11 protein-coding genes and 2 pseudogenes are annotated in these 14,729 nt (G+C 52.1%); 12 read left to right on the top strand and 1 reads right to left on the bottom strand.

Translation table 11 applies throughout. The features are described from left to right. The first annotated feature begins 103 nt into the window (after positions 1–103). The 7 genes and pseudogenes from L1889_RS08380 to trmD all read left to right on the top strand — a co-directional run bounded on the left by L1889_RS08380 (position 104) and on the right by trmD (position 6,722). On the top strand, positions 104–859 hold the full coding sequence (locus L1889_RS08380; protein ID WP_238664759.1) for a GntR family transcriptional regulator: 756 nt from the start codon (positions 104–106) through the stop codon (positions 857–859). Between the two features lie 8 nt (positions 860–867). Then, positions 868–1,803, top strand: coding sequence for an allantoinase PuuE (gene puuE, locus L1889_RS08375; protein WP_238664758.1), 936 nt, complete (start codon positions 868–870; stop codon positions 1,801–1,803). A 155-nt stretch (positions 1,804–1,958) separates the two neighbouring features. After that, complete coding sequence (gene alaS / locus L1889_RS08370) at positions 1,959–4,583, top strand: alanine--tRNA ligase (protein WP_238664757.1); 2,625 nt, start codon at positions 1,959–1,961, stop codon at positions 4,581–4,583. Positions 4,584–4,590: 7 nt separating this feature from the next. After that, positions 4,591–4,836, top strand: a complete 246-nt coding sequence (locus L1889_RS08365; RefSeq protein WP_238664756.1) for a sulfurtransferase TusA family protein — start codon at positions 4,591–4,593, stop codon at positions 4,834–4,836. Positions 4,837–4,967: 131 nt separating this feature from the next. Beyond that, positions 4,968–5,228, top strand: coding sequence for a 30S ribosomal protein S16 (gene rpsP / locus L1889_RS08360; RefSeq protein WP_238664755.1), 261 nt, complete (start codon positions 4,968–4,970; stop codon positions 5,226–5,228). Between the two features lie 46 nt (positions 5,229–5,274). Continuing rightward, positions 5,275–5,877 carry a ribosome maturation factor RimM gene (gene rimM, locus L1889_RS08355; protein WP_238664754.1) on the top strand — a complete coding sequence of 201 codons (603 nt, stop codon included), beginning with the start codon at positions 5,275–5,277 and terminating at the stop codon, positions 5,875–5,877. Between the two features lie 87 nt (positions 5,878–5,964). Next, positions 5,965–6,722 (top strand): annotated as a pseudogene (gene trmD / locus L1889_RS08350) (tRNA (guanosine(37)-N1)-methyltransferase TrmD). A 175-nt stretch (positions 6,723–6,897) separates the two neighbouring features. On the opposite strand, the gene L1889_RS08345 reads toward trmD, so the two are convergent. Next, complete coding sequence (locus tag L1889_RS08345) at positions 6,898–9,753, bottom strand: valine--tRNA ligase (RefSeq protein WP_238664753.1); 2,856 nt, start codon at positions 9,751–9,753, stop codon at positions 6,898–6,900. 244 nt (positions 9,754–9,997) lie between these two features. Here L1889_RS08345 and ndk point away from each other — a divergent pair, with 244 nt between their 5' ends. The 5 genes and pseudogenes from ndk (at position 9,998) to hisS (ending at position 14,726) form a co-directional block, all read left to right on the top strand. Further along, complete coding sequence (ndk, locus tag L1889_RS08340) at positions 9,998–10,423, top strand: nucleoside-diphosphate kinase (RefSeq protein ID WP_238664752.1); 426 nt, start codon at positions 9,998–10,000, stop codon at positions 10,421–10,423. A 44-nt stretch (positions 10,424–10,467) separates the two neighbouring features. Continuing rightward, a pseudogene (gene rlmN, locus L1889_RS08335) lies at positions 10,468–11,630 on the top strand (dual-specificity RNA methyltransferase RlmN). Further along, entirely contained in the window at positions 11,630–12,118 is a 489-nt protein-coding gene (locus L1889_RS08330) for a helix-turn-helix domain-containing protein (protein ID WP_238664751.1), read from the top strand. Before rlmN ends, L1889_RS08330 begins: the two are co-directional and overlap by 1 nt. Continuing rightward, positions 12,115–13,398, top strand: coding sequence for a flavodoxin-dependent (E)-4-hydroxy-3-methylbut-2-enyl-diphosphate synthase (ispG, locus tag L1889_RS08325; RefSeq protein WP_238664750.1), 1,284 nt, complete (start codon positions 12,115–12,117; stop codon positions 13,396–13,398). Before L1889_RS08330 ends, ispG begins: the two co-directional genes overlap by 4 nt. Before the next feature lie 38 nt (positions 13,399–13,436). Next, positions 13,437–14,726 carry a histidine--tRNA ligase gene (gene hisS, locus L1889_RS08320; RefSeq protein ID WP_238664749.1) on the top strand — a complete coding sequence of 430 codons (1,290 nt, stop codon included), beginning with the start codon at positions 13,437–13,439 and terminating at the stop codon, positions 14,724–14,726. The last annotated feature ends 3 nt before the right edge of the window (positions 14,727–14,729 follow it).

Raw genomic sequence — 14,729 nt, 5'->3', positions numbered from 1 at the left:
ATCAGTGCGCTGGGATTAGCCCCAAAAATTATTGTCAACAATTTGTGTTGACGATTTTGTTCGGATATCGAATAATTGTCAAGGTTTATGACGAGGATATTTCATGCTCCAGATTGGTCGGTATGGCAGCAGCCATTTAGATACTGATGCGCCATCAGCATCTTCGTTACTTGAGGGCGCTAAGCCAGACTCTGACATAGGGCGCGTATACAGCGAGATTTTTGACGCTGTTATGGACCGTCGCCTGTTACCCGGAGCCAAGCTTACTGAAACTACCTTGTGTGACATTTTTTCGTGTTCCCGAACGGTAGTCCGAGGTGCCTTGGCAGCTTTGGCGCATGACAAAATCGTCAGTATCGAAGCCAATCGCGGTGCCTTTGTCTGGAAGCCCGAAGCCAAGGAGACCATGGATATCTTTGAGCTTCGTCGCGATGTTGAATGCTTGATTATAGAAAAACTGCTTAAACTGCCTGATTTAAACGAAAAGCTGCAAACACTCTATGCCATGGTAGCCCGAGAGCGTGATGCGTTCGAGAGCGGAAAACGTATAAGCTGGATTCGTTTATCGAATGCTTTTCACGTGGAAATGGCAAGACTGTTAGACAATCAGGTGCTTACTGAGCTGATGCACATGCTTTGTGCACGGACATCGCTCATTATTGCCTACCATGACACACCCGGAGAACGAGCCTGTTCGTTCTTCGAGCATGAAGATATATTAAATTTGCTTAGCAACTATGACCGTGACGGGGCGTTGCGGGCAATGCAACATCATCTGGAAGCTTGTGAGCATCGAATGAGTGATGTAGACGAGGTTCAGCCGGACCCGTGGCAGGCTTTTAGCGTTCAGCGTACTTAGGAGATCTTATGTCCGACACCTCGCATTACCCGCGCGACCTTGTGGGTTATGGCCGCACTGTTCCCCATGCTAACTGGCCAGATAAAGCACGTATTGCAGTTCAGTTTGTGCTGAACTATGAAGAAGGTGGTGAAAACTGTGTGTTGCACGGCGATCCGGCGTCCGAGCAGTTTTTATCTGAAATAGTCGGCGCTGCGGCCTACCCGGATCGTCACAAATCAATGGAGTCCATATACGAATATGGTTCCCGCGCTGGCGTATGGCGTATTTTACGTGAGTTCGAACGCCGTAATTTACCACTCACGGTGTTTGGCGTGGGCATGGCTCTTGAGCGCCATCCCGAAGTGGCCCAGGCCTTTGTGGAGTTGGGCCACGAGATTGCCTGTCATGGCTACCGCTGGATTCATTATCAGGACAAGCCAGAGAGTCTGGAGCTTGAGCACATGGCGCGTTGTGTCGAGATCATCAAGAGCCTGACCGGACATCATCCTGAAGGATGGTATACCGGGCGGGACAGTCCCAATACGCGGCGTTTAGTCGCTGAGAATGGAAACTTCTTGTATGATTCCGATAACTACGGCGATGATTTACCGTTCTGGGACGAGGTCAGGGTTAGCGACGGCTCAATAAAGCCACAGCTGATAGTCCCTTATACCCTTGACACCAACGATATGCGTTTTGCTACGCCCCAGGGCTTTAACACCGGTGATCATTTCTTTCACTTTCTTAAAGATGCCTTCGATGTGCTGTATGAAGAGGGCGAAGAATTCCCGAAAATGTTGTCAGTGGGTCTGCACTGCCGTCTGATCGGACGTCCTTCACGCTTTAAGGGTTTGCAGAAATTCCTTGATTACGTTCAAAGCCACGAACGTGTCTGGGTAGCGCGTCGGGTTGATATTGCCAGACACTGGGCTGAGCATCACCCCTATCAGGCGAAGAAGTAGCTACAGTACTGAAGCGAAAATAGGCCTTTGGTGTTTGCCAAAGGCTTTTTTGTTTTTTAGATGTCGTAATCGCACATCGGGCGAGCCTACTGTTAGGCGTAGAGCTTATCTATCACTATAATGAGTGGTTAACTATTTTTATCTCGCTGCTTTCAATGAAGACATCCGAAATACGTCAGAAGTTTCTTTCTTTCTTTGAGTCCCGTGCTCATCAGATTGTACCTTCGTCCTCGCTGGTGCCGGGCAACGATCCAACTTTGCTGTTCACCAACGCCGGGATGGTGCAGTTCAAAGATGTCTTCACCGGCAAAGAAACACGCTCTTATAACAGGGCAGTGTCTTCGCAGCGCTGTGTACGCGCAGGCGGCAAGCACAATGACCTCGAAAACGTAGGCTATACCGCTCGCCACCACACCTTTTTCGAAATGCTGGGCAACTTCAGCTTCGGAGACTACTTCAAGCGCGACGCCATCCAGTTTTCATGGGAACTGCTCACCAGGGTCTACGGCTTGCCGGCTGAAAAGCTTTGGGTAACGGTCTACCAGGAAGATGACGAGGCTTTTGACATCTGGAATAATGAAATTGGCGTACCTGCCGAGCGCATCGTTCGCATTGGCGATAATCACGGTGCGCGTTATGCCTCGGATAATTTCTGGCAGATGGCAGATACCGGGCCCTGTGGTCCGTGTTCGGAAATCTTCTACGATCATGGCCCAGAGGTCTGGGGAGGGCCCCCGGGGTCGCCTGACGAAGACGGTGACCGCTATATCGAGATCTGGAACCTGGTCTTCATGCAGTTTGATCGCGCCGCTGACGGCACCATGAATCCTTTGCCGCGTCCGTGTGTAGACACCGGAATGGGCCTTGAGCGCATAGCCGCTGTACTGCAGCACGTGCATTCCAATTACGAAATTGACCTTTTTCAGGCGCTGATTGCAGGTGCGGCCCGAGAAACCGCCTGTACTGATCTCAGCAACAATTCATTAAAAGTTATAGCGGATCACATACGGGCCTGTAGTTTCCTTATCGTGGATGGGGTCATTCCAGGAAACGAAGGGCGTGGCTATGTGTTGCGCCGGATTATTCGCCGTGCCTTGCGCCATGGCCATAAGCTGGGTCAGACGCGCCCGTTTTTCTATAGGCTGACTGCTGATTTGGTGGCGCAAATGGGTGAAGCCTATCCCGAGCTTGCTACCCAACAGAGCCGCATCGAGCAGGTGCTAAAGCAGGAAGAAGAACGTTTTATCGAAACCCTCGAGCATGGCATCAAAATATTGGACAGTGCATTGTCAGCACTGTCCGAGGGCCAGGTGCTTGATGGCCAGACCTTGTTCACCTTGTACGACACCTACGGTTTTCCCGTCGATTTAACCGCTGACATTTGCCGCGAACGTGAGGTCGAAGTTGATCTGGAGGGCTTTGAGGTCGCAATGCAACGACAGCGTGAACAGGCTCGCGCTGCCGGTAAATTTAAAGCAACTGCCGATCTCGTTTACGAGGGCGTGCAAACACGCTTTGAAGGTTACGAAAAACTAGATATCGATGCGTCAGTAGTGGCGCTGTACGTAGACGGCCTCTCGGTGCCATCAATTCAGGCAGGACAGGAAGCGACTGTGGTGCTGGACGTCACTCCTTTTTATGCAGAGTCAGGTGGTCAGGTCGGAGACTCAGGGGTATTGCGCAGCGATGCGGCATTATTCACTGTCAATGACACCCAGAAAATTCAGGCGCAGGTTTTTGGCCATCAAGGTGAGCTCACGACCGGCACCCTGTCTGTGGGCGATACTGTTGCTGCCCAGGTCAATACCCGCCTGCGTCAGGACACCATACGCAACCACTCCGCTACGCACCTCATGCACAAGGCGTTAAGGCAGGTACTCGGTGAGCATGTTCAGCAACGGGGGTCGCTGGTCGACGCACAGAAAACCCGTTTTGATTTCGCTCACGATAGTGCGTTGACAAGCGAGCAAGTTGCTGAGGTTGAGCGTATAGTTAATAGCGAAGTGCTGGCTAACGAGCCGGTTGCTGCTCAGCTTATGTCATACGATGAAGCTGTAGAAGGCGGCGCTGTCGCCTTGTTTGGTGAAAAATATGGCGATCAGGTCCGTGTGCTTGATATCGGATTCTCTCGCGAGCTTTGCGGTGGGACTCATGTTTCCCGCACTGGCGATATCGGTTTGTTCAAGATTATCTCAGAAGGTGGTGTTGCAGCAGGAGTACGGCGGGTTGAGGCCATTACTGGCAATAATGCCGTGAACTGGGCTCTCAGCACCAATGCCATGCTGGTTAACGTTGCATCGGCATTAAAAACTCAGCCTGATGCTGTAGTGTCACGCGTTACTCAATTACAGACCCAGTTGCGCGAACTCGAGCGCGAGCGCGACCAGCTAAAAGATAAGCTGGCGAGTTCAGCCGGGCTTGATCTTGCTGCCAAGGCGATAACCCTGGCAGGCGGGGTGCAACTGCTGGTTGCCGATTTGCCCGGTGTTGAGGCGCGTTCCTTGCGTACAATGGTCGATCAGCTTAAAGACAAGTTGCAAACAGCTATTGTTTTACTCAGTACCAGTGCCGATGATAAAATCAGCCTTGTGGGTGGCGTAAGCAAGTCCTTGACTACGCAGCTGAAAGCTGGCGATCTGGTAGCTCATGTAGCCACTCAGGTGGGTGGCAAGGGTGGGGGGCGTCCAGATATGGCAATGGGTGGGGGTTCCGATCTATCAGCCCTGCAGCCAGCGCTGGCGTCGGTTCAAAAGTGGGTCGAGCAGCGTTTGGCGAACTGATTACATTATGGTTAATTCTACAATTCCAGAATTTCAGCTTGAGGTTGACGCCTCAGGCCTGAAGTGCCCACTTCCAATTTTACGTGCAAAAAAAGCACTTTCTCAAATTGAAAGTGGGCAAGTTTTAAAGGTGGTGACTACCGATACGCATGCAATTACTGATTTTCAGGCTTTTGCACGTCAAACCGGGAACACCTTGATTAAGCAAGAGGAAAGCAACGGCGTTACTGTGCATTTTTTACAAAGACGCTAAGCAGCTCATTTTTGCCTATGTTGTTTTTATTCGTGTTTATCACCTCTTGGCGGTAGTTAAATTACCGTTTCCATAAAGATGGTGGTAGAATCTTTCGTTTTACACATTTACCTAACAAAAAGGGATTATCAATGGTGGTAATTCGCCTGGCCCGTGGTGGCTCGAAGAAGCGTCCGTTTTACACTGTAGTAGCCGCCAACCGTACCGATCGTCGTGATGGTCGTTTTATTGAGCGTCTGGGCTTCTACAACCCCGTAGGTGGTGAGAACCAGGAAAACCTGCGTTTACAGCTAGACCGTATTGAATACTGGACAGGAAACGGGGCACAAATGTCGCCGGCCGTTAGCCGTTTGGTTAAAGAGTACGCCAAAGTCGTTAATACGGCTGCTTAATTATTAAAACCCGTAGCGCTTGCCACATCATTTTGTCAAATAACTAATGTCCGCTGTTCCAAACGATCTTGTTGAACTTGGACGTATAGTCTCCGCTTATGGTGTGCGTGGTTGGGTTAAAGTCCAGCCACACGCGGCTGGTGGCGATACGCTACGTGCAGTTAAGCAATGGTGGTTAAAAGCGCCCGAACCTAATTCTAAAAAGGTGGGCGTTTTTTCGTCTGCAGTGCCTTTTGCCGTTGACGAGTCCCGTTTGCACAGTGGTACGGTAGTGGCATTGTTTGATGGTTTCAATGATCGTGATCAGGCAGAGCGCCTCAAGGCACACACCGTGTGGGTGTCTAGGGCCAGCTTTCCTGCTACCGATACTGAAGAGTATTATTGGGTCGATCTTATAGGCTGCATGCTGTATGGCGAGCTTAACGATCAGCCTGCCTTATTGGGCCGCGTAGCAGGCGTGCTTGATAATGGTGCACACGCTGTGCTTGATGTCGAGTGCGGAACGCTCACTCCCGAAGGCGATTTTAAAGTTGCTTTGACCGCACAGGGAAAGGGTATCAGAGTTATGGTGCCATTTGTCGAGGCGCATGTGCATACGGTGGATATTAAACGCCAACGTCTAGAAAGTAACTGGCCAGTCGATTTTTAAATCGTTATCCTTTTTGCTTGCGTGCGTTATCACGTCCGTATGCTAATTAAGGATTTTTGGCGTTAACTCGTCAGAGGGCCGTGCATAATGCGTTTCGATGTCATTACTTTATTTCCAGATATGTTCTCTTTGCTCGCCGAGCAAGGGGTAACTGGCCGCGCCCATCTGAAAGAGCTATGGGCCCTGCGCACGTGGAATCCACGTGATTACACCAGTGACGTGCATCGTACGGTAGACGACCGTCCTTACGGCGGGGGCCTGGCATGGTCATGCTGGCTGCTCCGCTTGATGCCGCGCTTGATGAGGCGATTCTGACTAGAAGGCAGCAAGGTTATGCCGAGCCGCCCGAAGTTATATTGCTCAGCCCTGTGGGTGAAGTCTTTAATCAAGATTACGCCCAGGCGTTGTCTGAAAGCGAAGGCGCTATCTTTGTGTGCGGTCGCTATGAGGGTATTGACCAGCGATTTATTGATGCCCGTATAACTAAAGAGGTCTCCTTGGGGGACTTCGTTTTGTCGGGAGGGGAAATTGCTGCATCGGCGATTATCGATAGTGCTGTGCGTTTACTGCCCGGCGTCCTGAACGGGGCGCTGTCCGCGGCCCAGGATTCTTTTCACGAATCCATTGATGGCTTGCTGGATAGCCCGCATTACACTCGTCCTGAGTCTTATCATGATGTGACGGTGCCCGAGGTTCTGCTTTCCGGCAATCACAAGCACATTGAGCTATGGAGGCGCCAGCAGTCATTGCGTCTGACGGCGCAGCGCAGGCCCGATCTGCTACAGAAGGCACGAGGCTTGGGCTTGCTAAGCGTTGCTGACGAGGTCTTTTTGAAGCAGCTGTAAATCTGGACTGTGATCACAAAAGTAGACCTGTCTAAATTGCTGCGTTGCGGCTAATCCTGGTTTAGATGCTGAGCTGTATTCAGCCATGGAAAAACCCCAAGAAGTTGGATAGCTTTCCAGCCTTTTGGGGTTTTTTTATTGCGAACTGCTTGCTTTCCTCGAAAGCGTTAGAGGCTTAGGTGCTTAGACGCTCAAGCTGTGCTTGCACCTTGCTTAAGGTTTCACCGAACTGGGTCAAGCGCAGGCGTTCTTGCTCAACGACAGCGGCTGGCGCGCGTTCAACAAAGCTCGCGTTGGCCAGTTTGGCTTCGGCTTTAGCCATTTCACCACGCAGCCTTTCTATCTCTTTGCTTAAGCGGGCTGTTTCGGCCTCTACGTCGATTTCCACGTGCAACATTAATTGAGTGGTGCCTACAACCTGTACAGGTGCGCCCAGATCAGGCAGTCTTTCGTGAACCTCGACGCTGTCGAGCTTGGCCAGCGCCCGCAGGTAGGGACTGTTGCGAGTCAAGGTGCTTTCATCGCCCTGAGCCAGAAGGGGGACGCGTTCGGCAGGCGATAAATTCATTTCACCGCGTAGTGCACGTATAGCATCCACCTGTGCTTTCAGCTCTGTTATAGCTGCTTCTGCGGCCCCATCAATTTTCGAACTATTGGCAATGGGATAGGGCTGCAAGCTAATGCTGGTCTCTTCATCGGGACGGCGTTTACCAGCATCAACAGCGACTTTTTGCCATAGCTCTTCAGTGATGAAGGGGATGATCGGATGCGCAAGACGCAATACGGCTTCGAGTACGTTGATTAATGTACGTCGGGTGCCAAGTTGCTGTGCAGGGCTTCCTTGCTGAATTTGTACCTTAGCAAGCTCAAGGTACCAATCGCAATACTCATCCCATACGTAGTGATAGATCGCGTTGGCGATGTTGTCAAAGCGATATTCATTGAAGCCACGTTCTACATTGCTCTCAAGTCGCTGCAACTGGCTGATGATCCAGCGATCGGCGACGGATAGCTCGCTTTCGCCCTGCTGTTGATCGAGAGCATGCCCTTCGGTGTTCATCAGTACGAACCGCGTCGCATTCCAGAGCTTATTGCAGAAATTGCGATAACCTTCGCAGCGTTTCAGGTCGAAGTTGATGTTGCGGCCCAGTGTAGCGTAGGCTGCCATGGTGAACCGCAGGGCGTCGGTGCCGTAAGCGGGGAAACCGTCAGGATAGTCCTTGCGTGTGCGCTTCTCGATGCTTTTGGCTTGACGAGGGTTCATCAGGCCAGTCGTGCGTTTGCGAATGAGCGTCTCGATATCGACGCCGTCGATCAAATCAACAGGATCGATGGTGTTGCCACGCGATTTGCTCATTTTTTTGCCTTCCATGTCGCACACCAGGCCGTGTACGTAAACAGTATGGAAGGGGACTTTGCCTGTCATGTGCATAGACATCATGACCATTCTGGCAACCCAGAAGAAAATGATGTCAAAACCGGTGACCAGCACGCTTGATGGCAGGTATTTATCGAGATCGGCAGAGGGCGCAGGCCAGCCCAGGTCGGTAAAAGGCACCAGGGCCGATGAGAACCAGGTATCGAGCACATCTTCGTCTCGACGCAAATTTCCAGTGATGCCTGCAGCCGCTGCCTTTTCTTTGGCTTCGCTCTCGTTGCGTGCAACGATAATCTGGCCGTCGTCGCTGTACCAGGCGGGGATCTGATGTCCCCACCAGAGCTGGCGCGAAATGCACCAGTCTTGAATGTTGTTAAGCCATTGGTTGTAGGTGTTGGTCCAGTTTTCAGGGTAAAACTGAATACGTCCGTCGGCGACGACTTCTAATGCCACTTCAGTAATGCTTTTTCCGGGGTGCAAGCTGTCGGCAGGGGCGGGTTCGCTCATGGCGACAAACCACTGGTCGGTAAGCATGGGCTCAATGACAGTGTCAGTGCGGTCGCCACGAGGTACCATGAGTTTGTGCGGTTTGACCTGCTGGAGCAGGCCCATTGAGTCCAGGTCGTATACGATCTGCTCGCGGGCAGCAAAGCGATCCAGGCCGCGATAGGCTTCCGGCGCGTTATCGGAAATCTTGGCGTCCAGAGTTAAAATATTGATCAGCTCAAGATTGTGGCGCTGTCCTACCGCATAGTCATTGAAGTCATGCGCAGGGGTAACTTTTACGACACCGGTGCCAAAATCTTTTTCTACGTAGTCGTCAGCAATAATGGGTATTTCCCTGCCTACCAGCGGCAGAGTGACGGTTTTCCCGATAAGATGGGCGTAGCGCTCGTCGTCGGGGTGAATCATGACTGCTACGTCGCCCAGCATGGTTTCAGGGCGGGTAGTGGCAACGACCAGATGGCTTAAGCCTTCTACTGGCTGAGTCAGCGGGTAGCGGATCTCCCACATGTGGCCGTCTTCTTCTTCGCTGACCACCTCAAGATCGGAGACTGCAGTGCCCAGTACCGGATCCCAGTTAACCAGGCGTTTTCCGCGATAGATCAGGCCTTGTTCGTATAAGCGGACAAAGACTTCGGCAACCCCTGTTGAGAGATTGCTGTCCATGGTGAAGTATTCGCGTTCCCAGTCGCAGGAGGACCCGAGGCGACGAAATTGCTCGGTAATGGCACTACCGGATTTTTCTTTCCATTCCCAGACTTTCTCTACAAATTTTTCGCGACCCAGGTCATGACGTGAAACGTTTTGAGCATCCAGTTGCCGTTCAACCACAATTTGCGTTGCAATGCCAGCGTGGTCGGTGCCCGGAATGAATGCTGTATCGTCTCCTCGCATGCGGTGATAGCGAGTGAGACCGTCCATGACAGTTTGATTAAAAGCATGGCCCATGTGCAGGGAGCCGGTTACATTCGGAGGCGGAAACTGAATCACAAAAGGCTGGCTTTGATGCTCTGGGGCGGGTTCTACGTGCTGGCCACTATTAAAAAAGCCGCTACGCTCCCAGTGCGCATACCATCGAGCTTCGATCTCGCTGGGCTCGAAACTTTTTGCGAGTTGGTCTGGACTAAGGTTAGGAGATGTTTTCGTCATTGTGTTGCGAATAATAGCAGCACAGCTTTTCACGCCAGAGGGCGCTTATGTGTGCCGAAAAATAAGGTACAAAAGTGATCATTTTATGATGCTGCGGTACTTCGTGGGCGTGGTAAAATGTCCGGTTGTCGTAAAAGCATTAAAAGTGTTTGTTTTTATTGGTAAAAACAAACACTTATATTTAGTCGGTCGTTTTTCCACTCCGGATCAACGACTATACACTTAGTTTATTCTGGAATTTTACATGGCTATTGAACGCACACTGTCTATTATCAAGCCCGACGCTGTAGCAAAAAATGCAATTGGTCAAATTGTTGCCCGTTTTGAGCAAGCAGGTCTTAAGATTGCCGCTGCTCGCATGGTACATTTGTCACGTGCTGAAGCTGAGGGCTTCTACGCCGTGCACAAAGAGCGTCCTTTCTTCAACGACCTCGTCGAGTTCATGATTTCCGGTCCTGTATTCGTACAAGTGCTGGAAGGCGAAAACGCCATTCTTACAAACCGCGACCTCATGGGTGCTACCAACCCTAAAGAAGCGGCTGCAGGCACAATTCGTGCCGACTTCGCAGAAAGCATTGATGCCAACGCTGTTCACGGTTCTGATGCCGCTGAAACTGCTGCCGCTGAAATTGCCTACTTCTTCCCAGCTAGCCAGGTTTATAGCCGCTAATTGCTGAAAACGCGCTAGTTTTCCGCGCCTTTATTGTTTGTCTTATGTCTGATACTACTATCTCTCCTGTTAATTTGTTGGGTTATGCACCTGACCAGCTGGCCGAACTCGTCGCCCAGTGGGGTGGCAAGCCGTTTCGTGCCCGGCAGCTACAGCGTTGGATGCACCAGCGGGGGTGGATGATTTTGAGCAGATGACAGACTTGGCGCGGGACTTCCGCCGGCAGTTGTCAGAGCACTGCTCCATTCACACCTCCGAGGTCGTGCTTGAGCAGCGCTCTGCCGATGGCACCCGTAAATGGCTATTCGATGTGGGCAAGAACAATTCGGTCGAAACGGTGTTTATTCCCGAAGACGATCGCGGCACGCTATGTATTTCCAGCCAGGCGGGCTGTACCGTGGCGTGTCCTTTTTGCTCCACGGGATACCAGGGTTTTAACCGAAACCTTAGTGCCGCCGAAATTATCGGCCAGCTATGGCACGCCCGCCGCGCGCTCATGAGCGACCCTGCAAGTTCACGTATTGATGGCGAAGCCTCAAGTGGCAAGGCTCAGCCACATCGGGTGGTCAGCAATGTGGTCATGATGGGAATGGGCGAGCCCCTTCTTAATTACGATCAGTTGCTTATTGCCTTGCGCTTAATGCTCGACGACAACGCTTACGGGCTTTCGCGTCGCAGGGTAACCGTTTCTACTTCCGGAGTGGTCCCCATGATGGACAGGCTGGCGCAAGATTGCCCTGTTGCGCTGGCGGTCTCTTTGCATGCGCCTAATGACGAGCTACGAGACAAGCTTGTGCCACTGAACCGCAAGCATCCTTTGCGCGAGCTTCTTGATGCCTGCAATCGATACCTTGAGCATGCACCGCGTGACTTCATCACTTTCGAGTACATTATGCTCGATGGTATTAATGATAGCGACCTGCACGCCAGGCAACTGCTTGATATCGCAGCTCAGGTCAAGTGCAAGTTCAACCTGATCCCCTTTAATCCTTTTCCGCAGTCCGGGTTAAAGCGCTCTTCCAATCAGCGCATCCGCGATTTTTCGCAGCGTCTCATTGAAGGGGGCGTCATCACTACTGTCCGTAAAACCCGTGGTGACGACATCGATGCAGCTTGTGGCCAGCTGGCGGGCGATATCCGTGACCGTACCCGCATCGAACAGCGCTTGCCCGAACGTGGCACTATTATTCTCAAGCAGGAAGCCTAATGAGCCAGACTCCTATTGTTGATGTCGAGTCTCCTCCAACGTCAGCTTTTAGCAATGTGGGTGGTTTTATACGCCAATTACGTGAGTCGCGCGGCTTGTCTATCTCTGACGTGTCTGCGCGCCTGAAATATTCGGCTGCACAAATTAATGCACTTGAAGCCGACGATTTTTCTCGCCTGCCACAGGGCGCCGCATTACGGGGCATGGCACGTAACTATGCGCGATTGCTGGATGCCGACGAAAGCGCCGTGCTTTCCATGCTTGACCAGCAGGCGGGCACTGCACCGATGCCCGCTGTGGCTCGTAGCGCAGATGGTTCATGGGTTAGCGCCGACATGCCTCTGTATGCAGAACCTAAGCAGCGTCCATGGGGATGGATACTAATCATTGCTGTATTGCTGCTGGTCGTGGTGTTTTATGCACTCGACCGGGGCTGGATTCCCGATTCCTGGTTATTATTTGATTGGCTTAAAGACCTTAAACAATGACGCAATCCATCACACCTTTCGCTAATGACGCGCCTTTGCGTGTGGGGGCGAGCACTCCACGTCGAACCCGTCCGGTTACGGTGGCATGGGGCGACCATAAGGTATTGATAGGCGGAGACGCTCCGGTCGTCGTGCAGTCCATGACTAACACCGACACAACGCAAGCCATTGCCACGGCCATACAGGTCAAAGAGCTGGCTTTGGCGGGTTCCGAGCTCGTGCGTATCACGGTCAATACCCCTGAGGCGGCTAAAGAGGTACCGGCTATACGAGAGCAGCTTGATCGCATGGGTATCAATGTGCCGCTGGTCGGCGACTTCCATTACAACGGTCATAAGCTGCTTAGCGACTACCCTGATTGTGCCCAGGCATTGTCCAAGTACCGTATTAATCCGGGTAATATGGGCGGCGGCAAGCGCCGGGATGATAACTTCGCGCGCATGATTGAAGTCGCATGCCGTTATGAAAAGCCCGTCAGAATTGGCGTTAACTGGGGAAGTCTTGATCACGAGCTGATGGCCAGAATGATGGACGACAACAGCAAGCAGCCCAAGCCCTGGGATGCTCAGGCTGTAATGCGTGATGCCCTGGTTATCTCCGCTATTAGCAATGCGCAGCGTGCTGAAGAACTGGGCCTCTCACCCAATAGCATTATCCTGTCCTGCAAAGTCAGTCATGTGCAAGATCTCATCACCGTGTATCAGGACTTGTCTGCACGTTGTGACTATCCCTTGCATCTTGGGCTGACCGAAGCCGGCATGGGCAGCAAAGGCATTGTGGCGTCAACCGCGGCACTCTCGGTATTGTTGCAGCAAGGCATAGGCGATACGATACGCATCTCGCTTACGCCCGAACCCGGTGGTGATCGCACGCGTGAAGTCATCGTGGCCCAGGAAATTCTGCAGACCATGGGGCTGCGCGCATTTACGCCGATGGTGGTGGCCTGTCCTGGTTGTGGGCGCACAAGTAGTACGGTCTTTCAAGAGCTCGCGGACGATATTCAAAACTACTTGCGCGAGCAGATGCCTGTCTGGAAAAACCATTATCCTGGTGTTGAAAGCATGAATGTTGCCGTAATGGGCTGCGTGGTTAACGGGCCAGGCGAAAGCCGTCATGCCGACATAGGCATCAGCCTGCCAGGTACAGGCGAAGTGCCTTCTGCACCGGTTTATGTTGACGGCGAGCGGGTAGTTACATTAAAAGGCGATACTATCGCTAAAGAATTTCAAGACATCGTGCTTAACTACGTCGAACGTAGATACGGCAATCAGCAGGCGTAATCCTTGCATTACGTATTAAAAATACATAAAGAAGAGTTATGACGCAGTCGTTTCAAAAGCTTCGCGCCCTGACGGGCATGAAAGACATACTTCCAGACTCCAGTAGTCAATGGGAGCAGTTGGAAGAAACCGTACGCCAATGGCTGGCCAGTTATGGGTATCGCAATATGCGTACTCCGGTGCTCGAGCACACACAGCTTTTCGCACGTGGTATTGGTGAGGTTACTGATATCGTCGAAAAAGAGATGTACTCGTTTACTGATTCGCTAAACGGTGACAAGCTCACCATGAGGCCAGAGTTTACCGCCGGCATGGTGCGGGCTGCGATCGAGCACAACTTACTTTATGACCGTCCTCATCGGGTGTATGCAATGGGGCCTGTATTCCGGCACGAACGCCCCCAGCGCGGCCGTTATCGACAATTTCACCAGATTGACGTTGAAGCGTTGGGTTTGCCAGGTCCTGACGTAGACGCCGAACTCATAGTTATGTTGGGCCGGCTCTGGAAAATCCTTGGGCTAAATGACATACGTCTTGAAATCAACTCACTGGGCCAGGCAGAGGAACGTGCTGCCCACCGTGAGGCGCTGGTGACGTACCTTGAACAGCACAAGCATGTACTCGACGAGGAAGGCCAGCGCCGCATGTATTCCAACCCCTTGCGTGTACTGGATACAAAAAACCCTGCCATGCAGGACATGGCAAACAATGCGCCTAAGCTCTTCGAGTTTTTAGGCGAAGAATCGTTGGCTCATTATCGTGGCGTCTGCGACCGCCTTGACGACGCAGGTATTGCCTACACATTAAATACCCGTCTGGTGCGTGGGCTTGATTACTACAATCTGACGGTATTCGAGTGGGTAACAGACAGGCTCGGAGCCCAGGGTACCGTCTGCGGTGGCGGCCGCTACGACGGGCTCATCGAACTGCTGGGCGGTAAGTCTGCACCTGCTGTGGGATTCGCCATTGGCGTTGAGCGCCTCCTCGATCTGTGTTCGCAGCAGGATCAGGCCCAGAGTCTTCCTGAATGCCAGATTTACATGATTCATCAGGGCGATGCAGCGCAGCGTCAAGCCTCATTACTAGCCGAGCAGCTACGGGATCACGGTTTGCGTGTGCTCGTGCATGCGGGCTCTGCGGGCTTTAAATCGCAATTCAAGCGGGCCGATAATAGTGGGGCGGCCGCAGCGGTGATTCTTGGCGAGAACGAATTAAGCGCAAAGACTGCCAGTGTTAAATGGCTGCGTGCTGCCGATTTACCGGCAGAGCAGCAACAGCAAAGCATTGCATTTGATCAACTGGCTACAGAACTGAAAGCAAGGATTTAAAGC

Origin of the sequence: Paenalcaligenes niemegkensis (assembly GCF_022230885.1) — a bacterium.
Classification (GTDB): Bacteria; Pseudomonadota; Gammaproteobacteria; order Burkholderiales; family Burkholderiaceae_B; genus Paenalcaligenes; species Paenalcaligenes niemegkensis.
This window is presented reverse-complemented; position numbering and strand designations above follow the sequence as displayed.